Source organism: Alcanivorax jadensis T9 (genome assembly GCF_000756655.1).
In the GTDB taxonomy this organism is placed as follows: domain Bacteria; phylum Pseudomonadota; class Gammaproteobacteria; order Pseudomonadales; family Alcanivoracaceae; genus Alcanivorax; species Alcanivorax jadensis.
Map to the genome: position 1 here is coordinate 87,904 of NZ_ARXU01000012.1, position 24,185 is coordinate 112,088.

23 protein-coding genes are annotated in these 24,185 nt (G+C 60.0%); 12 read left to right on the forward strand and 11 right to left on the reverse strand.

Features of this window, described 5'->3' with window-relative positions; translation table 11 throughout:
• Positions 1-28: 28 nt before the first annotated feature.
• Both T9A_RS13640 and T9A_RS13645 read right to left on the reverse strand, forming a co-directional pair.
• On the reverse strand, positions 29-1,708 hold the full coding sequence (locus T9A_RS13640; protein WP_052043023.1) for a S1 family peptidase: 1,680 nt from the start codon (positions 1,706-1,708) through the stop codon (positions 29-31).
• A 100-nt stretch (positions 1,709-1,808) separates the two neighbouring features.
• Positions 1,809-2,750: a PleD family two-component system response regulator gene (locus tag T9A_RS13645; protein WP_035249451.1), complete on the reverse strand. Its 942-nt coding sequence runs from the start codon at positions 2,748-2,750 to the stop codon at positions 1,809-1,811.
• Positions 2,751-3,202: 452 nt separating this feature from the next.
• Here T9A_RS13645 and ppc point away from each other — a divergent pair, with 452 nt between their 5' ends.
• Positions 3,203-5,869: a phosphoenolpyruvate carboxylase gene (gene ppc, locus T9A_RS13650; protein WP_156964906.1), complete on the forward strand. Its 2,667-nt coding sequence runs from the start codon at positions 3,203-3,205 to the stop codon at positions 5,867-5,869.
• A 197-nt stretch (positions 5,870-6,066) separates the two neighbouring features.
• Here ppc and T9A_RS13655 read toward each other — a convergent pair whose 3' ends face one another.
• Positions 6,067-6,324, reverse strand: coding sequence for a CDGSH iron-sulfur domain-containing protein (locus tag T9A_RS13655; protein ID WP_035249452.1), 258 nt, complete (start codon positions 6,322-6,324; stop codon positions 6,067-6,069).
• A gap of 269 nt (positions 6,325-6,593) precedes the next feature.
• Between T9A_RS13655 and T9A_RS13660 the strand changes: the two genes are divergently transcribed.
• The 9 genes from T9A_RS13660 to T9A_RS13700 all read left to right on the forward strand — a co-directional run bounded on the left by T9A_RS13660 (position 6,594) and on the right by T9A_RS13700 (position 14,737).
• Positions 6,594-7,448, forward strand: coding sequence for a GNAT family N-acetyltransferase (locus tag T9A_RS13660; protein ID WP_052043024.1), 855 nt, complete (start codon positions 6,594-6,596; stop codon positions 7,446-7,448).
• A gap of 148 nt (positions 7,449-7,596) precedes the next feature.
• Positions 7,597-8,394: a lysophospholipid acyltransferase family protein gene (locus tag T9A_RS13665; protein WP_232222117.1), complete on the forward strand. Its 798-nt coding sequence runs from the start codon at positions 7,597-7,599 to the stop codon at positions 8,392-8,394.
• Positions 8,395-8,592: 198 nt separating this feature from the next.
• The gene (gene efpL / locus T9A_RS13670) at positions 8,593-9,159 is read left to right on the forward strand and encodes an elongation factor P-like protein EfpL (RefSeq protein WP_035249454.1); all 567 of its coding nucleotides are present in this window, start codon (positions 8,593-8,595) and stop codon (positions 9,157-9,159) included.
• A gap of 9 nt (positions 9,160-9,168) precedes the next feature.
• On the forward strand, positions 9,169-10,212 hold the full coding sequence (locus tag T9A_RS13675) for an aminopeptidase (RefSeq protein WP_035249457.1): 1,044 nt from the start codon (positions 9,169-9,171) through the stop codon (positions 10,210-10,212).
• The gene (locus tag T9A_RS13680; RefSeq protein ID WP_035249459.1) at positions 10,203-11,024 is read left to right on the forward strand and encodes a rhomboid family intramembrane serine protease; all 822 of its coding nucleotides are present in this window, start codon (positions 10,203-10,205) and stop codon (positions 11,022-11,024) included. Before T9A_RS13675 ends, T9A_RS13680 begins: the two co-directional genes overlap by 10 nt.
• Positions 11,025-11,095: 71 nt before the next feature.
• Entirely contained in the window at positions 11,096-11,947 is an 852-nt protein-coding gene (locus tag T9A_RS13685; protein ID WP_035249461.1) for a TRAP transporter TatT component family protein, read from the forward strand.
• 8 nt (positions 11,948-11,955) lie between these two features.
• Positions 11,956-12,945 (forward strand): TRAP transporter substrate-binding protein, encoded by a 990-nt coding sequence (locus tag T9A_RS13690; protein WP_035249463.1) that lies wholly within the window; start codon positions 11,956-11,958, stop codon positions 12,943-12,945.
• Between the two features lie 59 nt (positions 12,946-13,004).
• Positions 13,005-13,451, forward strand: coding sequence for a TRAP transporter small permease (locus T9A_RS13695; RefSeq protein ID WP_232222118.1), 447 nt, complete (start codon positions 13,005-13,007; stop codon positions 13,449-13,451).
• Positions 13,448-14,737, forward strand: a complete 1,290-nt coding sequence (locus T9A_RS13700; protein ID WP_035249467.1) for a TRAP transporter large permease — start codon at positions 13,448-13,450, stop codon at positions 14,735-14,737. Before T9A_RS13695 ends, T9A_RS13700 begins: the two co-directional genes overlap by 4 nt.
• Before the next feature lie 127 nt (positions 14,738-14,864).
• Here the strand turns inward: T9A_RS13700 and T9A_RS13705 are convergent, their stop codons facing one another.
• The 6 genes from T9A_RS13705 to T9A_RS13730 all read right to left on the reverse strand — a co-directional run bounded on the left by T9A_RS13705 (position 14,865) and on the right by T9A_RS13730 (position 20,440).
• Positions 14,865-15,629 (reverse strand): NYN domain-containing protein, encoded by a 765-nt coding sequence (locus tag T9A_RS13705; protein WP_035249468.1) that lies wholly within the window; start codon positions 15,627-15,629, stop codon positions 14,865-14,867.
• 254 nt (positions 15,630-15,883) lie between these two features.
• On the reverse strand, positions 15,884-16,690 hold the full coding sequence (locus T9A_RS13710) for an SDR family NAD(P)-dependent oxidoreductase (protein WP_035249471.1): 807 nt from the start codon (positions 16,688-16,690) through the stop codon (positions 15,884-15,886).
• Between the two features lie 13 nt (positions 16,691-16,703).
• On the reverse strand, positions 16,704-17,585 hold the full coding sequence (locus tag T9A_RS13715) for a fatty acid desaturase (RefSeq protein ID WP_035249473.1): 882 nt from the start codon (positions 17,583-17,585) through the stop codon (positions 16,704-16,706).
• Positions 17,586-17,731: 146 nt separating this feature from the next.
• Positions 17,732-18,604: a fatty acid desaturase gene (locus tag T9A_RS13720; RefSeq protein ID WP_035249475.1), complete on the reverse strand. Its 873-nt coding sequence runs from the start codon at positions 18,602-18,604 to the stop codon at positions 17,732-17,734.
• A 226-nt stretch (positions 18,605-18,830) separates the two neighbouring features.
• Positions 18,831-19,826 carry an AraC family transcriptional regulator gene (locus tag T9A_RS13725; RefSeq protein WP_035249477.1) on the reverse strand — a complete coding sequence of 332 codons (996 nt, stop codon included), beginning with the start codon at positions 19,824-19,826 and terminating at the stop codon, positions 18,831-18,833.
• The gene (locus T9A_RS13730) at positions 19,823-20,440 is read right to left on the reverse strand and encodes a TetR/AcrR family transcriptional regulator (protein WP_035249479.1); all 618 of its coding nucleotides are present in this window, start codon (positions 20,438-20,440) and stop codon (positions 19,823-19,825) included. The genes T9A_RS13725 and T9A_RS13730 overlap by 4 nt, the downstream gene beginning before the upstream one ends.
• Positions 20,441-20,522: 82 nt before the next feature.
• On the opposite strand from T9A_RS13730, the gene T9A_RS13735 reads away from it, so the two are divergent.
• Together T9A_RS13735 and T9A_RS13740 are read left to right on the forward strand one after the other, a co-directional pair.
• Positions 20,523-21,761: an oxygenase MpaB family protein gene (locus tag T9A_RS13735; RefSeq protein WP_035249481.1), complete on the forward strand. Its 1,239-nt coding sequence runs from the start codon at positions 20,523-20,525 to the stop codon at positions 21,759-21,761.
• 19 nt (positions 21,762-21,780) lie between these two features.
• A complete protein-coding gene (locus T9A_RS13740; protein ID WP_035249484.1) occupies positions 21,781-22,647 on the forward strand; it encodes an SDR family oxidoreductase in 867 nt (288 codons plus the stop codon).
• A 324-nt stretch (positions 22,648-22,971) separates the two neighbouring features.
• Here T9A_RS13740 and T9A_RS13745 read toward each other — a convergent pair whose 3' ends face one another.
• A complete protein-coding gene (locus T9A_RS13745) occupies positions 22,972-23,466 on the reverse strand; it encodes a GNAT family N-acetyltransferase (protein ID WP_232222119.1) in 495 nt (164 codons plus the stop codon).
• A 107-nt stretch (positions 23,467-23,573) separates the two neighbouring features.
• The gene (locus T9A_RS13750) at positions 23,574-23,852 is read right to left on the reverse strand and encodes a hypothetical protein (RefSeq protein ID WP_035249488.1); all 279 of its coding nucleotides are present in this window, start codon (positions 23,850-23,852) and stop codon (positions 23,574-23,576) included.
• Positions 23,853-24,185: the final 333 nt, after the last annotated feature.

Genomic DNA, 24,185 nt, shown 5'->3' on the forward strand with positions numbered 1-24,185 from the left:
AGCAAAGCTCCAACGGGATAAAGAGGGGCTAGCGGAGCTGTGCTTTTGCGGGAAAGCCGCGCAATACCAGCAGTAATCCGGCCAGCAGGGTGACGATGGTGGGTGCTCCACCGCCTCCGCTGCTGCCTCCTCCGACAGGGGGCGGGGAGGGATAGCGCAGGGTCAGCATGGCGTTATCGTTGTTATCGTTTGGCAGATCGCCATTACTGGAGAAACTGGTAAAGGTAATAGCTTGGTTTGCCCCGGTATCCGAGGCGAAAGTGAGATTCAACGTCTGGCTGGTGGTGGCAGGCACATTGCCCACCGGGCAGCGTAGCGGATTGGACAGGGTACAGCCCAGTTCGTCGGCGTTTGCCAGGGTGGTATTGAGTGGCAGGGAAAAACGGATTTCCCCATTGGTAGCGTCATTGATCGTGGATCGATTGCTGAGCGTTACCGCTACCCTGGCTTCATTGGTGTTGCCGCTCTTCTGGACGGCGGACAGAGTCAGATCCGGCTGGTCGGAGAACACTACTTTCTGCGCAATGCGGTTATTGCGGCGTCGGTAATCATCCTGGTTGGCGGTGGCGGAGATGGCTACAGTGACCACCTGATCGGCGCCGCCATTGCCATCAATCACCAGATCCTGGGGAACACTGCCGCTGGCCGCGAGGCTGGATGCTGGGCGGCAGCGATTGCCCGAGAGCAGACCGCCGCACCCGGACCAGCGGCCACTGGCGAAAGTGTTGCCAGTGAGACTAAAGGCCAGAATTGGATTGGTGACGGTGTTTTCCTTGCTGTCGTTTTTCAGGGCCAGGGTCAGCGTTTGGCTGCCGCCCGGGGGCTGATAGTAATACTGCGGTGGTGGTGTGGGCCATTGGGGTAGTAGGTCGACCAGAGGGATGTTGGCATAGTTGGTAAGAAATTCTAGCTCTGCGGTTTCAGCCGACAAATGGGTATAACCGGATGGCGCCCCGGTGGCACAGTTGCGCAGCCCGAAGCTGGTCAGACCGACCAGCCAGGGTTCCGGGTCTTCGCCCAGGAAAAGGGGGCCGCCGCTGTCACCGAAGCAGGAATCTTGCTGGACACCGTTCACCGGATTTAGCTCGGCGGCGCAGACCGCAAAGTTGGTGATGGTAAGACTGGATAGCTCCCTGCAGCGTTGCTGGGGGATGTAGTCCAGCTGCACTTCCTGCAACACATTACTGAGGCTGCCGTTGCCGGTATCACCCCATCCAAGGGCAGTGACAGACTCATCCAGCGCTGTGGTACTGAGACCTTCTAGATCCTTAAAGCCGCGTTCGCTGATTATGCTGGGCCAAAGGGTATTGTTACGGGTGTCGATACGCAGCAGGGCTAGATCGCGGTCAAGACCAAGATTTCTGTTGTCCCGGTGGATGAAAATCTGTCTGACCGGAATACCATTATCGGTGCCGTTGCGTTCATGTTCACCGATAAAAACCGACACATCCGCACTGATGGCGGGTTCGCCGATTTCATCTTTCATGCAATGGGCGGCAGTAATCACCCAATCTGGGCTGAGTTGGCTGGCGCCACACAGTGTAAAACCCCTTTCCTGCGGGTTATCTACTACGATTTGGGCCATCCACGGCCAGCGATCAACCGGTGCCGGCTCGCCTCCTACAATGCGGGCGTTGGCGGTGTCTGCGATGGCGCTGGACAAGGGGAATATGGCGAGCCCTGCCAGAAGAGCGATACAACGGAACATGACGGCTGCCTTGCACGTTTTCCACCATTTTATCGGCTTTCACGGCAAGGCAGTGTGAGCGTATGTATCTGGCCCGAATTCGCCTGTTCGGGGCTGACTCTCAGTGCATGGGCGGGGCGTGGGCCAGCCAGTGGTCGTTATCGTCCCGGGTGCGGGCCATGGAGCTCTGCAGGTGGGCCAACGCCTGTTCCAGAGCCGCATCGCCATCACTCAAGGTCATGATCGCAGCACGCAGGCCGGGGTGGCGGTCGCGCAGATCGTTAAGCAGTTGTTCGGCGGCGGCGGTGGCTGTGCAGGGCAGCAGCAAGGCCAGATGTTGTTTGTCATAGCGTGCCGCCACATCGCTGCGGCGGATGCGGTGGGCCACCCGGTTGGCCAACTGGGGTAACTCATCGTGATGCACCAGCGCCAGGGTCATGGGTGATGAAATGCGGTCGTGCAGCGGCACCAGCCAGCCGGCGGTACTGATCAGTGCCTCGCGGCTGATGAAATCCGTATCCGGGTCCCGCCAGGTGGCTTCCAGGGCCGCCCGGGCCAGGGCCTGGTTGCGCCAGATCATCAGCCCGAAATAGAGCATGCAGGCACTCAGGGCGATGACCAGAAACAGGCTCGCCGAGGCAGACGGCGTTGTCACATAGCTCAGCCGGATCGGCAGCACAAAGGCCAGCACGATTTCCGCGCCAGCCAGCATGATCAGAAAGCGTTTGATGCCGTGGAGCAGGCCGTTGCTGAGCACGGCGATAAACAACAGCGCCATGGTGGGCGGCGGGTTGCCCGGGTCCAGTAGCAGCACGATGCCCAGGGTCAGCAAATCCAGACCGGAAGCAAACGCATCGCCATTGGCCGGGCGCCAGAACAACAGCAATAATTGCAGCCCCACATAAGCGGCAAACAACAGCCAGGGTGTCGCTTTGGGCAGAGCAAAGAAGAAACTGTCTGCATGATGGAAATAGATCACGGCCAGGGCGGCGAACAGGGCCCGGGCCAGGTACTGCATGATCACCACACCCTGATCCGAGGTGATACGGCTGGAAGTCGTCATGATTCATCGATCCCCGGTGACTTATGGAGCCTCTGAATAACCCCTTGCGTGCTCAGTCTTTCAGGCTGGCTCGCAATCTAAGCGCGATTTTGAAGGTGTATGTCCATCCATCGACCCTTCACCTTCAACACGCAACAACGAGTGCGGGCCAGCCTGGAAGACCCGGAGGGCGCGGCCTGAAGGGCCCATCTGCTGCGCTTTGTCGCTAGGAAAGGGAACCACCCAGTCCGTCGCCACAAACCACGACAGCTGCACCCTTCAGGCCACGCTGAGCACGCAAGGAGTTATCCAGAGGCTCCCAAGCCGCCTATGTTGCGTCAGGGCCCTCCGGGAATAAAGATGTGATGCACGCTAATCTTGTTAAAAATGCGTTTTTTTGCGGTTGTCATGGCCAACGCGAATGTGCTCAGGCATAAAAGGCGATACCGTTCGGCAGTTATGAAGGAGCCACAGTGGATAACAGTGTCAATATGCCCCTGAGAGATGATGTGCGTTTACTGGGGGACTTGCTGGGCCAGTGTCTGCGTCAGCAAGCCGGTGACGATCTCTATCAGACCATCGAAACCATCCGCAAAGCCTCGGTGGCTACCCGCGGCGAGCAGGGAACTGCATTGTCTTCCCTGCGTGATCTGCTCTCGCCTCTGGATGACGCCACCCTGCTGGAAGTGGCGCGGGCCTTCAGCCAGTTTCTCAATTTGAGCAACATTGCCGAACAGCATCACCGTGAACGTCTGCACCGTCAGCATCAGCGTTACCCCGGAGATCCCGGTGGTGATCAGGGTATCGCCAATGTGCTGCAGCGCCTGCAGGAGGAGCAGATCAGCGCTGACGTGATCGACGGCACTCTGCAAGACCTGTCCGTGGAGCTGGTGCTCACTGCCCACCCCACCGAAGTGACCCGCCGCACCCTGATCCGCAAATACGACCAGATGGCGGACCTGCTCGGCGAACTGGACCGGCCGGATCTGACCGATGACGAACTGGCCTTTCGTCGCGAGAAGCTCTACCGCCTGATCCTGGCCGCGTGGAGCACCGATGAGATTCGCCGCGAACGGCCCACCCCGGTAGACGAAGCCAAGTGGGGTTTCGCCACCATCGAGCAGTCCCTGTGGCAGGCGGTGCCGGAAATGGTGCGGCAACTGGAGCGAGAGCTGGCCGAGCAGGGCCTGCCCCAGCCGCCGGCGGACTGGGCGCCGGTGAAGCTGGCCTCCTGGATGGGCGGCGACCGGGACGGCAACCCCAATGTGACCGCGCCGGTGACCCGGGAAGTGTTGCTGCTGGCCCGCTGGATGGCCGCGGACCTGTACCTGCGTGACGTGGAAAACCTGCTGGCGGACCTGTCCATGGAAGCGGCCAGTGAGGAATTGCTGGCGGCAACCGGCCCCAGCCATGAGCCTTACCGGGTGATTCTCCGCCAGGTGCGCCAGAGACTGAAGCTCACCCGACGGCAGATGGAAGCTCAGGTAGAAAATCAGCCGGTGCCTGAAGGCGAGGGGTTCCTGCGCCGTGAGCAATTACTGGCGCCCCTGCAACTGATCGACCGCTCCCTGCGCGATGTCGGCCTGGGCGATATCGCCGATGGCGACCTGAAAAACACCCTGCGCCGCCTCAATTGCTTCGGCATTACCCTGTTGCGGCTGGATATCCGCCAGGAATCCACCCGCCATCGCGATGCCGTGGATGCGGTCACCCGTTATCTGGAACTGGGTAGCTATGCGGACTGGCCGGAGGAGCGCAAGCAGGCGTTTCTGGTGGAGGAGCTCCAGGCTCGCCGTCCACTGATTGATGACAGCTTCCACGCCAGTGAGGCATGCAGCGACGAGGTGGCAGAAGTGCTGGCCACCTGCCGAGTGATTGCCGAGCAGGGCAGCGAAGGGTTGGGCGCCTATGTCATCTCCATGGCCCGTGCTCCCTCGGATGTGCTGGCAGTGATGCTGCTGCAGAAGATCGCCGGGGTCAGCGAGCCCATGCGTGTGGTGCCGTTGTTTGAAACCCTGGATGACCTGGACAACGCCGAGGACACCATGTCGGCCCTGCTGGCGGTGCCGTTTTACCGGCAGCGGGTGGCCGGGGGCCAGGAAGTGATGATTGGCTATTCCGACTCCGCCAAGGATGCCGGTTTTCTTGGTGCCGCCTGGGCCCAGTATCGGTCCCAGGAAAAGCTCACCGCCCTGTTTGCCGAACATGACATTCCGCTGACTCTGTTCCATGGCCGTGGTGGTTCTATCTCCCGGGGTGGCTCGCCCACCCGCATGGCGCTGCTGTCCCAGCCACCGGGCTCCGTGGCCGGGCGCATTCGCGTCACTGAACAGGGCGAGGTGATCCGCTTCAAGTACGGCCGCCCGGCGGTGGCCGTGTTCAACTTGGCGCAATATGTGGCTGCCACCCTGGAAGCGACCCTGTTGCCACCCCGGGCGGCCAAGCCGCAATGGCGGGAACAGATGCAGACCCTGACGGATGTCTCCGTGGCCGGGTATCGCAGCGTGGTCCAGGAAGAACCGGAACTGGTGCGCTACCTGCGCACGGTGACCCCGGAAACCGAGCTGTCCCGGCTGTCCCTGGGCAGTCGCCCGGCCCGCCGCAAGCAGGATGCCGGCATCAGCTCCCTGCGGGCCATCCCCTGGGTGTTCGCCTGGACCCAGATTCGGCTGATGCTTCCTGCCTGGCTGGGTACGGGTGCTGCACTGGAGGCTGCCCAGGCGGACCCGGCGCAAAACGGCACCGTGCAGGAAATGGTGGGCGAGTGGCCGTTCTTTCAGGGCGTGGTGGATATGCTCGAGATGGTGTTAGCCAAGGCGGACCTGCGCGTGGCGGCCTGGTACGAGCAACGGCTGGCCGGGGATGACGTTGATCTGGCCCGGTTGGGTGAAGTGTTACGCGAGCGGCTCACTGGCACGGTGAATGCCCTGTCTGCCCTCACCGGACGTGAAGACCTGCTGGATAACAATCCGGTGATGCGCTGGTCCATCCGGGTCCGCGACCCTTACACGGATCCCCTGCACCTTCTCCAGGCGGAGCTGATGGCGCGCCTGCGCCAGCAGGACGGCGATAAAGTCCTGGAGAGTGCCTTGATGGTGACCATCGCCGGTATTGCAGCGGGGCTTCGCAACACGGGGTAAACGCCTGGCTACGAAGCCGCCGTAGGAGCGGCGCTTGAGCCGCGAAACCGAGCCTGGGCGAGGAAAAGGGCTTGCGTATTGCTCCGGTCTCTCTAGAGAGATCTGTCGAGCGTGGAAATGCCTGATCGCCCTTCGGGCGATTTCCTCGCTACGCGAGGTTCGCGGCTCATACCCGCAGGGCACAGAGAGCGCCGCTCCTACGGGAGCTTTCCCTCTTTCACTTGCACATGGCTGCCATCACAAACCGGCCCCTTGCCGCTGTGTTTGCAGCCGCAGAAGAACACGATCTTGTCCCGTGGGGCGGTGTAGGCCACCGGGGTGATGTCGGTGCCTTTGTGGCTGCCATCACAGTAAGGCTGGTTTTTGCTGCGGCCGCAGGCACACCAGAACACCTTTTCCCCTTTCTTGACCGGCAGAGGGTAGGGCTGCCGGGAAACAGTGACAGGCTTGTCCATAGGGCCTCTCCTTTTCACAAACGGCCGGAGTGTTGGGCGGTGGCGACGTGCTACCTGCATTGCTGCGCAATCGCCTCTCTATATTCAACTCGGAATTTCACTCCTCACTTTTGCTCGTGGCTTCTTGCGTTTCAGCAACCACAGCGCCACTTCCGCGCAACTATTAACTATTAACTGCTTTTACCCCTTGTCGCACAACTGTCACTCAAGCGTCACTACTGTGCCACGTCCACTGGCGAAACTGCCCGAAACTGCCAGTGGAGTACACTATGCTTGCGCAAGCCGCAGGAAAGATCAAAGCCCTTAGCCCCCACCTAAGAGGGGCCCTGGCCAAGCCGTTTACGGCCACTGCCGATATTCTCCGTTTCCCGCGGGACATGGCGGCGGATGTGGAAAGTGCCGGGCGCTTCAGTGCCTACTTCACCCGTTCCCGGCGGGAAATCATCAAGGTCCAGCGTCTACGCTACCGTATTTTCTCCCAGGAATACGGCGCCAGTTTCAGCGCTCCCTTCGGGCTGGATCGGGACCGCTTTGATAAGCACTGTCTGCACCTGGTGGTGCGCGATAACCAGAGCGGCGAGATCGTCGGGTACACCCGGGTGTTGCCCGGCGAACGTCTGCATCGCACCGGCGGTTTCTACTCCAGCGGCGAATTCGATCTGTCCATGCTGCGCCATCTGGATGGCCGGGTGGCAGAGATCGGCCGCACCTGCATTCATCCCGCCCACCGCAGCGGTGCCGTGATCACCGTGCTGTGGGCGCGGTTGGCCCAATACATGCTCGAAAACGATGTGCGCTACCTGCTGGGCTGCGCCAGCATTGCCCTGAGCGAGGGCTACAACGTGGCCGCTATTCAGCAGCGCATCAACCAGCGTCACCTGAGCGAGCCGGCAATGCGGGTGCAGCCGCATCTGCGTCTGGAGCGCCTGCCGGGCCAGGCCGCCGACGACAACGTGAAAATGCCGCCGCTGCTCAAGGCCTACCTGCGCATGGGGGCCCGGGTGTGTGGCGAGCCCTGCTGGGACCCGGATTTCAACTGCCTGGATTTCTTCGTGCTGATGGCGGTGGATGACCTGCCGGCCCGCTATGTGCAGCACTTCCTGCAGCCGGCCCAGGCGGTTTAGGAACGGGGAACGGTGGGTGGCTCGTAGGAGCGGCGCTTGAGCCGCGAAGGTGGCAGGTGTGTCGCAAGTACATTCGCGGCTCATACCCGCAGGGCACAGAGAGCGCCGCTCCTACGGTGTCTATACGATTCGGCTCAGGCTCTGAACTATGAGTGAAATGAACGATAGCGTCAGCGTCAGTCCTGATATTCAAAGCGGCCTCTGGCCGCAATTGCGCCGGATATTCAGGGTTGCCCGCATCGTGCTCTATCTGCTGTGGGGCTTTGTGCTGGCATTTCTGCTGGGGGCGTTCTGGTCACCGTATCGGCCCGGGGTGCTGGCGGCCAAGCAGCACTGGTGCCGGCACTTTCTGCGTATCCTCGGGGTGGAGCTGACAGTCACGGGTACTGCGGTCGAGACTCCGGTGTTTCTGGTCAGCAACCATGTGTCCTGGCTGGATATTCCGTTGATTGCCAGCCAGCGCCATTTGTATTTCCTGTCCAAGGCTGAAGTGGGTGATTGGCCGTTAATCGGCACCCTGGCCCGGGCCATGGGCACCCTGTTCATCAAGCGAGGCAGTGGCGAGTCCAGTCGCAAGGCCCGGGAAATTGGTGATCGGTTGAAGCAGGGTCATACGGTGCTGGTGTTCCCGGAAGGCACCACCACTGACGGCACCGGCCTGCGCCGTTTCTTTCCGCAGCTGTTCGATGCGCCGCTGATGGCCAATGTGCCAGTACAACCCCTGGCGGTGCGCTACCTGGACGACAGAGGCGCCCCGGATGCCGCCATGGCCTTTATCGGCGACGACGAATTCCACCACCACCTGTGGGCCATGCTACTGCGCAACCGCATCCGCGTGCGCCTGCATTTCTGCGAACCGGTATCGGCACAGGGCACGGATCGGAAGGCGCTGTGTGAGGGCGCGTGGGAAGGAATCAGGAAACAATTGATAATTGAGAATGGATAATTGATAACGGCGCGAACAGCGCATGGGAGTGATTAAATGCAAGAGGTCGCGCCAGAGTTCAGTCGCGGCCTCTTGCATTGAAGAACAGACAAACCTCGCGCGCGAGCTATCAATTATCCATTCTCAATTAACCCGATTCTAGCTTGCCCGTACCAGTGTCGAGTAGCATAGGCCTTTCTCGAAAAGGACCAGTTACCCATGACCCGCGCCAGCGATCTGAAAAAATCCGATGTTATCGAAGCCAACGGTACCCTTTACGCGATCCGTCAGATCGAGGTGCAGTCCCCCTCGGCCCGGGGGGCGGCGACGCTGTATCGGGTGAAGGCCAGTGCGGTAGGGGGTGGGCCCAAGTTCGAGGAGCGTTACAAGGGGGATGACGACGTGACCACGGTGGAGTTGCTGCGCCGGCCGGTGCAGTTCTCTTACCTGGATGGTGACGATTACATCTTCATGGATAACGAGGATTTCTCCCAGTACCTGCTCAAGGCCGATGACATTGCTGACGAGCTGGCCTTTATCACTGAGGACACCGAAGGGTTGCTGGCGTTGCGGGTGGACGATGCCGTGATCGGCCTGGAGCTGCCTGCATCCGTGGTGCTGGAAGTCACCGAAACCGCCCCGGCCATGAAAGCCGCCTCTGCCTCCGCACGCACCAAGCCGGCCACCCTGAATACCGGGCTGGTGGTGCAGGTGCCGGAATATATCGTGGAAGGCGAAAAGGTGCGGGTGAACACCGCCGAGCGTAAATTCATGTCGCGGGCCTGATCCCTGATCATGATGTTATTGCGGGTTGTCACGCTGGCAGGCATGACGCTGCTTGCCGGCTGCCAGTTGGGCTACTACAGCCAGGCTGCCAAGGGCCACCTGTCGCTGATGGGGCAGCGTGAACCGCTGGAGGCGGTGCTGGCGGACCCGCAGATACCGCCGCAGATTGCCGATTCCCTGCAGTTCAGCCAGCAGGTCGTCCGCTTTGCCGGTGACGCACTGGCGCTGCCTGCCGAGGATGTCTATCACCAGTATGTGGCGCTGGAGCAGGACGCAGTGGTGTGGAATGTGCTGGCGGCCCCGGCCTGGTCACTCACCCCGAAAACCTGGTGTTACCCACTGATAGGCTGCGTCAGCTACCGGGGGTATTTTCAGCGACCGGCGGCGGAAAAGGCTGCCGCCAAATTGGCTGAGCAGGGCCTGGATACCTATGTGGGCGGCGCCATTGCCTATTCTACTCTTGGCTGGTTTGCCGATCCGCTGACTACGCCCATGCTGCAACGCTCCGAGCCGGCACTGGCGGAACTGTTGATCCACGAGCTGGCTCACCGGCGTCTGTATATCAAGAATGACACCCGCTTCAATGAATCCCTGGCCACCCTGGTGGGTCGCGAAGGCGCGGAGGATTTCTTTGCCGCCAGTGGCGAGCCGTTGCCGACGGATTTCTGGCAGCGCCGTGAACAGGTCCGACAGGCCTTTATGGCCATCGTCACCGATACCCGTGAGGCCCTGAAACAGCTCTATGCCGCTGAGCAGGATGAGGCGCTGCTGGCCCGGGAAAAAGCCCGCATCCAGCAGCAGGCTCGGGAGCGCTTCGCCCGGGAGCAACAAACCCTGCCGGCCCTGGCCGGTTACCGGGGCTTCTTTGACGGGCCGTTGAACAATGCTCAGTTAAACGGTGTCAGTGACTACAATGATCATGTGCCGGCCTTTGCCCGCCTGCTGGAACAATGCCGGCGGGACTGGGGCTGTTTCTGGCAGCAGGTGGAAAACCTGGCCGAGCTGGATACCCTGCAACGTACCGAGGCCCTGAAGGAGCTCTCATGGAACTGATCCGCACCCCGCAACCGGAACTGGCCGAACTGTTTGAGCATACCCTCAAGCGCAATGGCTTTGCGGTGGCACGCCGGGAGGAGGGCAATGAACAGATCATCGATCTGCAGGACCCGGCGCAGTACAACCATGCCAAGGCCCTGCTGGAAGAGCTGATCACCGATCTCAAACACCAGCAGGGTCGCCAGCCGGTGGAGCCCCTCACCGGGCGGCCCCAGCCACTGATGTCCGGGGGATGGTTCGCCAGCCTCGGCTGGGTGACCCGCATCGTGTTGATTGTCAGCGTGCTGGTGTATCTGACGCCGTATCTGATGGGCGATGGCGTCTACCGGGCGCTGCTGTTCCCGGCAGCACTGGACGGGCTGGCCAGCCAGCCCTGGCGGCTTGTGACCCCCATGCTGCTACACTTTTCCCTGCTGCACCTGCTGTTCAACCTGCTCTGGTGGTCGGACCTGGGTCGCCTGATCGAGCGGTTCCAGTCCAGCGGGCAGTTGGTGCTGGTCACTCTGGTCACCGGTATTACCGCCAATGTGGCCCAGTTCTTCCATACCGGGCCCATGTTCGGTGGTCTGTCCGGGGTGGTCTACGGGCTGCTTGGTTACCTGTGGATCTATGGCAAGGTGAATCCCCAATCCGGTTACCCCCTGCGCCGAGAGATTGTCATCTTCATGCTGGCCTGGATGGTGATCTGCTTTGTGGGGCTGTCCAGTGTGGTGGCCAACGCTGCGCATCTGGCGGGGCTGGTCAGCGGCTGTCTGCTGGGGGCCGGTTTCGGGCTCTGGCGCCGGGCACAGGGGGCTGGCGCCGTTTGAGTTAGCCCGGTCGTACTGCTATAAAGACTCCCAAACAAATGGTCACAATAATGAAAGGATACCGGCGACCTATGCAGTGGCGCTTCCTACCCGGGCTTGTCCCCTCTCTCCTCGTTGCAGCGGTCGTTTCCTTGCAGGGCTGTTCCCTGGCCAGCATCGACGACAACCTGCCCTATGGCGTACTCAACAACAATGACCTTGAGCTGGTGGCTGAGGGCCTGCCCACCTATCTGTTGATGGTGGACGGCCTGATCGAAAACTGGCCTGACAGCGCTTCCATGCTGGCCAGCGGGGCGGATCTATACGGCGCCTACGCGGGACTGTTTGTGGAAGACCCGAAACGGGCCCGCAAGCTCAGCGACAAGGCCCTGGGCTATGCCTTCCGCTCCGCCTGTGCCCACGATAGCGATTACTGCAATCTGCGTGACCTGTCGGTTCCCGAGTTCGAGGAACTGCTGGAAGATGCGGACGAGGGCGATGTGCCCATGCTGTTCACCCTGGGCAGCGCCTGGGCCGGTTATATTCAGCAGAACACCAGCGACTGGAATGCGGTGGCCGAACTGGGCCGCGTGGAAGCTACCATGGAGCGTGTGGTGGTTCTGGATGAAGGTTATCAGTATGGCCAGGCGCATATGTACCTGGGTGTGCTGAGCAGCATCCTGCCCGCGTCCCTGGGCGGTAAGCCGGATCAGGCGAAGGCCCATTTCGAGCAGGCCATAACCCTGTCAGAGGGCAAGAACCTGTTGGCGCCGGTGCTGTTTGCGGAAAAATATGCCCGTTTGGTGTTTGACCGTGAACTGCATGATAGCCTGCTGGAAGATGTCCTTACCGCTGATCCGCAGGTGCACGGTCTGACCCTGCAGAATACCTATGCGCAGGAGCAGGCCGAAGCCCTGCTCGCCGACGCTGACGATTATTTCTAGGAGTTCTTATGCTGCGTCTTGCCACGATTCTGGTCGCACTGTTGCCGGTCTGGGCTTCGGCCGCCAACACCCTGAAAATTTCTACCCTGTACCCGGACGGCACCACCATCGTCACCGGCCTGAAAGAGGCGGGTAAGGAGATCGCCGAAAAGACTGAAGGTCGGGTGAAGCTGAAAGTGTACCCCGGCGGGGTGATGGGCGATGACCGGGCGGTACAGCGCAAGATCCGCATCGGTCAGCTCCACGGTCAGGTGGCCCAGGGCGGCGCTTTTGCCTCTGCTTACAAGGACAGCCAGATTCTCAACGTGCCGCTGGCGTTCAACAATTATGACGAAGTGGATGCGGTGCGCGCCGAGCTGGATCCGGTGATTCAGCAGGGCCTGGAAGAAGGCGGCTGGGTCAGCTTTGGTCTGATTGATGGTGGCTTCGCCTACGTGATGTCAGAAAACCCGGTGAAAAGCATCACCGATCTGCGCAACCAGAAGCTGTGGCTGCCGGCCAATGATGAAGGCTCCGCCAAGGCGGCCAAGGCATTTGAGTTGTCGCCCATCCTGCTCAATATCGGCTCGGTGCTGACCTCCCTGCAGACCGGGGCGGTCAATGCCTTTGCGGCTCCGCCGGTGGCGGCCCTGACGCTGCAGTGGTACTCGCGGGTGAACTACCTCACCGATATGCCGCTGCTGTATACCTTCGGCACCCTGGGTATCCATGAGAAATTCTTCAAGCGACTCAGCGCCGAGGATCAGCAGGTAGTGCGTCAGGTGCTGGAAAGCACCTTTGCCAAGCTGGATACGGAAAGCCGCCAAGAAAACCTGAGTGCCTTCCAGGCGGTGAAACAGCAGGGCCTGGAAGTGGTTGGGCCCTCCCCGGAGCAGCTGGCCGAATGGCGCGACTATGCCAAGCGGGCCACCGCAGAGCTGGTGGAAGAGGGCGAAATCTCCCAGGAGATGCTGGACCGGCTTAACGCCATTCTGGCCCAGCAGCGCGAAGGGCAGTGATGGCAGCCTTGTTACACAGGCTCCACCGTACCCTTCACCAAATCGAGGACGGCCTGATCGTGGCCGTCCTTTTGTTTATGGTGCTGCTGGCGGTGGCGCAGATCGTACTGCGTAACTTCTTCGGCACCAGCCTGGTATGGATCGAGCCGCTGCTGCAGAACGCGGTGCTGTGGATCGGCCTGCTCGGCGCCATGATCGCTTCGCGCAATGATGAACATATCCGTATCGATGTGGCCTCGTCACTGCTGCCGGAAAAATACCACCCTTTCCTGACCACCGTTGTGGACTTGTTCACCGCCTTTATCTGTGTGCTGGTGGCCTGGTACAGCGTGGGCTTCGTCATCGAGGAATATGAATACGCCGGCACTGCTTTTTCCAAGGTGCCGAGCTGGGTGCTGCAGAGCATTATTCCGGTGGGTTTCTCGGTGATGGCAGTGCGTTATGTGGTGCTGTTCGTGCTGGGCCTGCTGGGTAAAAGGCCGAAGATGCAGGAGCCGGTGCCATGATACCCATTGCCATTGTCCTGCTGGTGTTGCTGGCGCTGATGGGCGCGCCGCTGTTTGCGATTATTCTCGGCGCCGCGGCACTGGGCTTTTATACCCTGGGCATCGAAATGTCGGTGCTGCATATCGACATTTATCAGCTCAGCAATTCCGTGGTGCTGATGGCGCTGCCGCTATTTACCTTTGCCGGTTTCCTGCTCAGCGAATCGAAAACTGCCGACCGCATGCTGCGCCTCAGCCAGGCGGCCTTTGGCTGGATGCCTGGCGGCATGGCCTTTGTGTCGCTGATTGCCTGTGCGTTCTTTACGGCTCTTACCGGTGGTTCCGGTGTCACCATTGTGGCGCTGGGCGCGTTGTTGTTGCCGGCGCTGGTAAAAGGCAATTATCCGGAAAAATTCAGCCTGGGTCTGGTGACGTCATCCGGTAGCCTGGGGCTGCTGCTGGTGCCCTCCGTGCCGCTGCTGATCTACGGCATTATTGCCCAGCAGATGTCACAGCAGCTGGACATGCCGTCGGTGGAAATCGTCGATTTGTATCTGGCCGGTCTGGTACCGGCGCTGCTGATGGTCGTGCTGATGTACGGCTATTGTGTGTGGGCGACGCGCGGCACCGAGGTGCCACGTCAGAGTTTCGATTTCCGTGAACTGGTGGATGCGCTCTGGGAAGCTCGCTGGGAGCTACCGCTGCCGCTGGTGGTGCTGGGCGGGATCTTCTCCGGCTTCCTGGTGATCAGTGAAGCGGCAGCAGTGACCGCGCTTTATGTGCTGGTGGCGGAAGTGTTCCTGTACCGGGAAATTTCCCTGCGCAGATTGCCCGGCATCATGCGTGATTCCATGATCATGGTGGGGGGCATTCTGCTGATTCTGGCGGTGGCGCTGGCCTTTACTGATTACCTGGTTTACGCCGGAGTGCCGGAGAAGTTGTTTACCCTGATTCAGACCCATGTAGAGAGCAAGATCACCTTCCTGATTCTGCTCAACATCCTGCTGCTGTTGCTGGGGGCGGTGCTGGATATCTTTGCGGCGCTGGTGATCATGGTGCCGTTGATTCTGCCGGTGGCACTGCGCTACGGCATCGATCCGGTGCACCTGGGTATTATCTTCGTGGCCAACATGCAGATCGGCTATATCACTCCGCCGGTGGGTATGAACCTGTTCATCGCCAGCTATCGTTTCAAGAAGAAAGTTACCGAGCTGTTCGCGGCCACGCTTCCCTTCATGATGGTGCTGATCATCGCCTTGCTGATGATTACCTATATCCCGCAGCTCAGCCTCTGGCTGGTGCGCTAGCCTATCGACGAAGCCGCTGTAGGAGCGCCTCTTGAGGCGCGAAGCGGCTTTCCGTTAACCAAAGAGAGCACAGTGCACCCTACGGTAGGTGTAGCCAGCGTGGGTGTCTCTGTGAAGGGAGCTGCTATCACTTCCGTAGCGTTTTTACCTGAATGCTTTTGCCTTGCCCTTTCTGGATCTGGAACCACTTGGGGTAGGCGCGGATCATGTCGCTGAGTTTCTTGTGGCCGAACAGGCGGGTATCAAAATCGGGTTTGCGCTTGCTCAGGTGCTGGCCCACGGTGCCCAGGTTGGCCCAGTCGTCTTCGTCGGAAATATCATCAATCACATTGGCAATCAGCTGCAGCGGTGGCGGTTCCTTGCTGACCGGTTCGCTGGGAGCAGGCTCATCGGCTTTGCCGGTGGTGTCTTGCGGGGTGTGGTCCGAGCGCAGTACTTCGGTATAGATGAACTTGTCACAGGCAGCCACAAAGGGCCCCGGAGTCTTGCGTTCCCCGAAACCGTAAACGGTCTGCCCTTCCTCGCGCAATCTGGCCGCCAGACGGGTGAAATCGCTGTCGCTGGATACCAGGCAGAACCCGGACAGTTGTTTCGTATACAGCAGATCCATGGCATCGATGATCATGCTGCAGTCCGTGGCGTTCTTGCCCTGGGTGTAGGCGAATTGCTGGATCGGTTGTACGGAGTGCTTCAGCAGCACGTTTTTCCAGCCGCCCAGATTGGGCTTGGTCCAGTCGCCGTAGATACGCTTGACGCTGGCTGTGCCGAATTTGGCAATTTCCTCGAACAGACCATCGACGATTTTCGGCGGGGTATTGTCCGCATCAATAAGCACCGCCAGCGATGTGCTGCTGACCGGTGAAGCGTCGTTGCCAATATTGCTGCCTGCCATGATGCATTCCTTTTGCGTGGGATACCGCCAACATAACGGATTCGGCGGGGAGTGGACAGGCGCGGATGGGGCGGCTGTAGGAGCTATGCTTGCATGGCGAACCGAGCGTCGCGAGGCGGCAGAGATGTCTGCGTCTCGTGACCTTTCTGGATAGATGGGACTTGAACTGAATCGCCTGATCGCCCGCTGGGCGATTCCTCCCCTTGAAGGGGAGGTTCGCGGCTCAAGCGCCGCTCTTACAGCGGCTTCGTAGATTATCTTTCCATTTCTTTTATCGATTGCTTGTACACAAAATTCGCCATGGCGCGCAGGGGCATGATGCGAATCCAGATGCTTTGCAGGGTCACGGAGAGGCCGGGCAGGGCGTAGCGCTTGCCCTTGTTGAGGGCCTGGTAGCCAGCTTTTGCCACCGCTTCCGGGGTGGCGATTTGTGCGGAGACGAATTCTCTGATGCCGCTGGACGATTTATGGTTGCTCTCGGCGGTATCCAGAAAGGCGGTTTTGGTAGTGCTGGGGCAGAAGCAGGTGACCTGCACGCCATAGGGTTTCAGCTCTTCGTGCAGGGAGGCGCTGAAGTTGATCACGAAGGCCTTGCTGGCGCTGTAGGCGGCGAAGAAGGGCATGGGGCAGAAGCCGGCCAGGGAACCGATGTTCATGATCTTGCCTTCACCGCGGGCTTTCATGCGCGCGCCCACCAACATGCATAATTTGCTGAGCAGGATGTTGTTGAGGGTGAGCATGCGCTCCAGCGTCTGGCTGTCCTGTTCTACATGTTCGCCCATCATGCCGAAGCCCACGTTATTGACCAGTACGTCCACGTCCAGCTGTTGCTGGTCCAGCCACTGCATGATCGCTTCGGCGGCACCGGGTTGGGACAGGTCCATCTGAACGGCATGGTATTCCACATCAGGGCGTTGCGCCTTCAGATCGTTGCCAAGCGCGTCCAGTTCCTCCTGCAGCAGGCTGAACACAATGATGCGATAGTCATCTGCGTTGAACAGCTTGCAGAACTCCCTACCAATGCCGCCGGCGCCGCCGGTGATCAGAACGGTTTTTGTCATTGAGGTTCTCCTGTCAGGCATTACCGGGTTTGTCATCAGGCCCAAGCTGGAACGGGCGGATGATCATGCTGCCGGAGTGCTCGCGGTGGTATTGCTCGCGGGCCTTCCAGGCCTTGCCGTAGCGATAGAAAGGAATGGTGGGGTAGAGGTGATGGATCAGGTGATAGTTCTGATACATCAGTACCGGGGTCAGCAGCCACTCCTTGCCCATGCGCATCAGCGCGGTGGTATTCGGGTCCACGTCCTGGCGGCCGGTGTGTGGATAGTGGGGCAATACCATGAACACCAGGCACATCAGGTAGAAGGAGAAATAGGAGGGGATCAGCCACAGCATCAGGGCTTCATAGGGGCGCCAGAGAAACAGGGCGGTGAGTGCCACGCCGGCCACGGCCAGTTCTCGCCAGATCTCCGCGGGTTTCACATTGGGCAGCACATCAGGGTTGCGCAGAAAATTGATCAGATAAAGGAACGGCCAGAAGCCCCACAGGGGCATGGTCCACAGGCTGCTGGCCATCCAGTGATCCGGGTCTTTCTGCGGATCGTTGGCAAAGCGGTGATGGCGCATGTGCATCAGCCGGAACATCTTGCCCTTGCCGAAGGGCACCGCCACAAAGGTGGCAATGGCGAGGATCAAGTCGTTGTGCTCCGGTTTGCGGGCGGCACAGCGGTGGATGGCTTCATGGGCTGGCGTAAACATCGCGTAGCCGGCGATGCTGTTGATGATCAGGCCTACCCAGGCGGGCCAGAGTCCACTGAGCACCATCACCCAGCTGAGAATATTGGCGCCATGGGATGCCACCATGATGGTCATGGTGGGGCCGGCAAACCTGGGTGATACCTTGAGCCGGGCCAGGGTCTTGAGTTCGTTGTGTTGCGGGGCGGTTGTACTTGTCATGGGCGCTCTCCTGCAAGGTGCCGATACAGAGTGTTTACCTTTCTGCGCAGAAACATAAGCGCGAAAATTGCCAAATGGGGGATAAAAAGTGCCAATGAGTGAATAAACAAAAAGCGGGCGGCAAACGCCGCCCGAAAAGGGGGACATCAGGCAGGGTTTTGTTTCTGGTTGGTTTCCGGCCCCAGGCCAAAGGGCCCGATGATCATGCTGCCGGAATATTCACGGTGGTACTGTTCGCGGGCTTTCCAGACTTTGCCGTAGCGGTAGAAGGGCACGGTGGGATACAGGTGATGCACCAGATGATAGTTCTGGTACATCAACACCGGGGTCAGCAGCCACTCTTTGCCCATGCGCATCAGGGCGGTGGTGTTCGGGTCTTCGTCCTGCCGGCCGGTGTGTGGGTAGTGCGGCAGCACCATGAACACCAGGCACATCAGAAAAAACGCGAAGTAGGTGGGGATCAGCCACAGTGTCAGCATGTAAAACGGCGCCAAGGCGAGCAGAACGGCAAAAATCACACCTGCCAGGGCAACTTCACGCAGCACTTCCTGCACTGTCACATTGGGTAGCAGCGATGGGTTGCGCAGGAACTTGTACAGATACAGATAAGGCCACAATCCCCACAGAGGCATGGTCCACAGGCTGCTGGCCATCCAGTGGTCCGGGTCATTTTGCGGATCATTGGCAAAGCGGTGGTGGCGCATGTGCAGCAGCCGGAAGAGTTTCCCCTTGCCGAATGGCACTGCCACGAATGTGGCGGCAGCCAGCAGGAAATCGTTGGTTTCGGGTTTACGGGCCGCAGCGCGGTGGATGGCTTCGTGAGCCGGGGTAAAAAGGGCATAGCCGGCAAGGCTGTTCACCACCATGCCCAGCCAGAGCGGCCAGATGCCGGAGGGAACCAGAGCCCAGGTCAGCGCAATGGCAACCAGAGAACCAACAAGAATGGCCACGGTTGGCCAAGCTAGTGGTGGTGACACCTTCAGGCGTGCCAGTTCATTGTTGTTGTCTTCGTTGTACATTGCGCCAGTCTCCAGTGTTGCTTGGCTCCAGTGTTACTGGAATACCGGGGATGGGTGAGCGCGGATGCTGACAAGAAGGGGATAAAAAGTGACAGGGTGAGCCGCAAGCTTCAAGCTGCAACGCGGGAGGGCGACGTGGATTGGCAACGCCGTGCCCGCGTTTACTGGTTTATGCGGGCAGGGCAGCCCAGACATTAAACACCTTTATGGCCCTTGTAGCTTGAGGCTACTCCTGGCGGAAGCGGCCGGGGCTGGTGCCGAACCAGCGCTGAAAGGCTCGCCGGAAGCTGGCCACATCGGTGTAGCCAAGATCTTCGGCAACGGCGGCGACGGTGTAGTGGGGCAGGCTGAGTAACTGGGCAGCCCGGCGGCTGAGGGTCTGGTCGAGCAGTTGCTGGAAGCGGGTGTCTTCCTGCTTGAGCTTGCGGATCAGGGTGCGGGGGCTCATGTGTAACTGGTCGGCGATACTGTCCAGGTTCGCTTTACCGGGTTTCTGGTGCATCAGGGAAAGTACCCGGTCACTGACGGTACCTTGTTTGCGTAGGGCTTCCTGGCGGATCTCGCACTGTTGGATCGCCACCCAGAGCAGATCCCGGTCATGGCTGGGCAGGGGCTCGTCGCCGTAGCTGGCGGGAAGGCTCATGGCCGTGTCCGGAGCGTCAAACACTATACGAGTGCCCGGAAAGACCTGCGGGTAACGGTCGGCCCAGAGTGGTGGCGGGTAGTTGAAATAGGCACTCCCGCCATCAATGGGCTTGCCGCGCAGCACCACATGGCAGGCATAAGCGGAGGCCATGGCAGACTCGGTAAGAAACTGTATGGTCGGGCTCTGCGGATAGGCAAACACCATGCGCAGGGTGATTACCTCCGGGGTTTCCTCCATCACCGTATTGAATATACGCGTGCGGGTGTTGTTGAAACGCGCAAACAGCTGCATGGCATTGCGCAGGGTGGGGCTGGCCATGGCCGCCATGCCCATGGGGCCATGCATGGCGGGCAGGGCGCGCAGGCCTGTTTGCAAGGCGATATCCGGTTGATCGGTGAGTTGGTGGGCATTGGTGATCAACTGGCGAATGCCTGGCCAATCAATAAAGCCGTCACTGTGCAGCAGCGTTTCCACGTCGATGCCGGTTCCGCGCACCAGCATTTCCAGGCCGGCATGATCCAGTCCCAGGGTCTTGGCAATCATGCGGCAGTAGGTGATGGCCAGATCCGGATTCATGGGGATTCCTCAACGGTGTCCGGGGGGCTTGCCAGATAGCGGGCGACCATCAGTGTCAGTTCGTCGGCCAGCTCCTGTTCGCGGATCAGGCCACTGTGCTGGCTGATATGCCGGATCATGGTGAACAGGACACTGTTGGTCACGATAAAGACCCGCACTTCCAGGTTGCTGATCTGATGGTGCTGGTAGTGACGCAGGAAATACAACCTGGCCAACTCCATGAAGTGTTGTTGCAGCGCGTCCATCACCCGGTTGGTGGGCAACCGGTGCCAATTGCGCACCAGCTCCAGATAGAGCCCGTCGCGGGAATGCAGTACCGCAAAGCCAAAACGGATGGCGCTGCCCACCGTCGCGGCCATGTCCACATTATCCATGACCGGCAGTCGTTTCAGTCCTGTGCCGATCTCATCGGCCAGGCTTTCCATTAACGCCTCAATCAGCCCGTCCTTGTCGCCGAAATACTGATACAGCGACCCCACACTGACCCCGGCGACCTCGGCGATGCGGGCGGTAGTGGTGTTATCCAGTCCCTGCTGCTGAATGACCTTGCCGGTGGCGTCGATCAGGGCGCGGACCATTTCCCGGGAGCGCTGCTGTTGGGGGCGTTTACGCATGGGAGCCTCAAATGCGAATTGAATGCGAATACATATTCGCATTATGGTGCCAGGCAATGCAAGATCGTTGAGGAGGCTTCCTGTGATAGCCAAGACGCAAAGACACAAGGTTCCCAGCCGGGCCCGCCCGTTCGAAAAGACTCAGAAGCCGACTCCGGCCTGGCTGAAAAAACTGCTCGGCCGTGAATTGGCCCCGAGTTACGAAGAGTACGCCGCCGTTCTGGATGCCCTTTGGGAGGGGGACCCGGCTATGGACGCGCTGGTGGACTGGATGGTGGATTATGGCCCCCGTGAGGCCCGCGTCTTGTTCGACAAGGCCGTCAGCGAAGGGCTGGCGACCATCCCGAATTGTCCGGAACCACTCTATCTCTTTATCAAGAGCCTGGAGCGGCGGCCTGCCTGGGTGGATGCCGAGCTGATTGACGAAGGTGCCCGTTTTATTCATTCCACGGGGATGACGGCGCCATACGTACTGCGGGATCTTGCGCTGATGGGCGGCTACCTGCTGTCCGGTTTCAATCAATCGTTGGTGATGACCGGGGCCTTGAATAAAGGAGCTTCCCGGCGCGTGGCGGAGACCGGAAAGTGGTGGATCGACTGTACCGAAATCGGCGGGCTACGCCGTTTTGCGCCGGGTTTCCGCAGCACCTTGCATGTGCGCCTGGTGCATTCACTGGTGCGCCGTAATCTGGCCAGCCGCGAAGAGTGGGAAGCCAGCAAGTGGGGCATGCCTCTCAGCCAGGTGGATATGGTCGCGACCTACCTGGGATTCTGTGTGGTCATGCTGGGAGGGCTGCGCAAAATGGGCGTGCCGGTGACGCCCCGGGAGTCCCGCGCGGTGATGCATCTGTGGAAATATGCCTGCTGGGTGATGGGGGTGGATGAGAAATGGCTGGTGGACACGGAGCGCGATGGCATCGTGCTGCTGCAGCATGCGTTGATGACCCAGAGTCAGCCCGACTGGACCAGTCAGGAACTGGGGCAAGCGCTGGCCCGGGAGCCCCTTGATCGTCATTTTCCCCGCTTCGAAAAATTGCAGCGAAAACTGGCCTACCAGAAGCATCTGAGCGTCAGTCGTTACTTCCTTGACCGCACCAAGATGCAACAGCTCGGTTTGCCCGAGGGCGTGTCTGCCTGGTACCCGCTGGCGACCTTTTTTCCCCGCCTGGCAAGTTATGGGGTGCAACGCTATATCCCTGGATTGCGGCAGTGGCAGCAAAAGCTGGGACGTGGTGCACAACGGCATGTGCTGACGCAGATGTTCGGTGATACCGAACAGGATCTTATCCGTCCGGGTGCCGATCACCCCGGCCATGTCTGACCTATCAAAGGAGATTGTTGTGTCCCAGCCTCAAATTAAAACCGTATTCATTACCGGCGCCTCATCCGGCATTGGCCGTGCCTCGGCGTTGTATTTTCAGGACCGCGGCTGGCAGGTGGTTGCCACCATGCGTAACCCGGACCAGGCCGGGGAGCTGGCGGCGCTGCCCGGTGTGCTGTGCCTTTCTCTGGATGTAAATGACCGTGACAGTATTCATGGCGCGGTGACAAAAGCGATCGAACATTTCGGTGCCATTGATGTGCTGGTCAATAATGCCGGCTATGGGCTGATGGGCGCGTTCGAAACTCTGGATGAAGCGCAGATCCTGCGCCAGTTCGACACCAATGTGTTCGGGCTGATGGAAACCTGCCGGGCGGTGCTGCCTTATTTCCGTGAGCGTAAAAGCGGGGTGCTGGTCAATGTGGCCAGCATGGTAGGGCGCGTGCCATTACCTTTGTACAGCGTCTATAACGCCAGTAAATGGGCTGTCGAAGGGTTCACCGAAGGGTTGGTCTATGAGCTGGCGCCGCTCGGTATCGGTGTCAAGATCATCGAACCGGGGGCCGTCAATACCGAGTTCTTCGGCCGCTCAGCTGACCGCAAAAACCAGACAGGTATTGAGAGTTATGCCGAGTATTCACAGGCTCAGCTTGGCGTGATGGACAAGACCGGGCCTGGTGGGTCGCGCCCGGAAGATGCCGCCAAGGTGATCTACCGGGCGGCCACTGATCAGAGTGCCCGCTTGCGTTACAGCGTGGGCGCAGATGCGCGGATGTTGCTGCTGGCCCGTCGTTTGCTCCCGGAAACCTGGTTCCGCTCCATGATTCGCATGAGCCTCAGCGAAAAAGCGTTCAATAGCGTGGGGAAACTGCTCTACAAATCCTGATGCGCTAAACCGGGTTCGTGATCGGGCAATCTTTTTCTCGGCAAGCGGTTGAGAAAGGGGTTGCCCGATACCGGGCACTGTCGTCCGGCGGACAAAAAAACGGCCGTCAGGGGTGACGGCCTAAGGGGGGAAGCATGAACCCTCACGGGTTCCGGGTATCACAGAATCAACGCATGGATGTAGATCTGGAGGCGAAGAGAGTGGTTCTGCCGCCATCCGATGAGTAAAGAATAACGACAGCCCCGAGGGGAACCCAGAAGACTGGGTTGAGGGGTGTTATCAGATTTTTCGATCAATTCCCCATGATGCGATTGAGCTCAGATCTCAGATCAGCGATTTTCGCATGGCGTGGCGGGTCAGCGGGATGCCATCCCGTTCCGCCAGTTCCTGGCCTTCGCTGGTATAGCCCATGTAGGCAAAGAAATCGTGGGCAGTAAGGCTGGCGTGGGTGGTCAGCTCAGTGAGGCCTTCGATGCGAGCGCCGTCTTCCAGATGCTGGTAAAGCAGGGTGGCAATACCGACCCGGGAGGCCTCAGGGTGAACAAAGACCATGTTGATGTAGTCGCGAATCCGATGGGCAAAGCCCACCAGCTTGTCGTCCCATTCCGCCACCACCGTGTCGCCTTCGCTGAGCACAGAGATCAGGCTGTCGTAGCTCTGTCCCCGGCTCCAGGCATCTCGTTGTTGCTGGTCGTAGTCCGCCGCCGCACTGATCTGGATGGCCTCGCGGAACACGCCCAGGAGCTCTGACATATCGCTGCTGTGCAAGGGGCGAATCTGGAAGGGCATCAGCGCGGCAATCGGGTCTGCCTCTGACACGGGGGCGGGCGTGCTGACGGTTTCAGGCTTCTGCCGGGGTTCCGGTTTATGGGGGGCCGGCTTCGAGGGTGTCCGGCGGTGAAAGAGCTGGCGTAACCATTGCAGCATCACTGATCTGCCCGGGCAGTGTTATCTGCCTCTTCTGAGAGTTTTTTGAGTGCCTGGATTTCTTGCTGTAGCGCGTCCAGGTACTGGTCCTGTTGGCGGAGAAGTTGTTGCGCTGTGTCCTGTCGATCCTGCAATTCTGCCGCCCGCTCTGACAATTCCTGCTGCTCAAGCAGGCGAGCGTCGCGCTCCTCTTCCGTGAGCAGACGGGCGTTGCTGTCCTGTTGGGCAAGCAAAGTGCCGGACAGGATCAGCGCGGTAGCAGCAAACAGGTAACGCACGGACTTCCCCCAAACTGGCCGTGAAGGGAATCAGCATAGCAAAAAGGGGGCGGGAAGGGGGAGGGCTACGAGCTACGCTTGTGGGATAGGGAAAGCCTCATAAGTTCCCCGGCTCTCGTCATTGCTACGAAGCCGCTGTAGGAGCGGCGCTTGAGCCGCGAACCGCGCTTGCGCGGAAATCGCCCGCAGGGCGATCAGGAATGTCAGCGCTGACAGGTTCCAAAAAGAACGGCTTACGCCAACCCTCTGTCGCCTCGCTACGCTCGGTTCGCACCTCAAGCGGTGCTCCTACGGGGGAGGGGGGAGAGCGGTGCAGTTCGCCTGAGGCTCAGT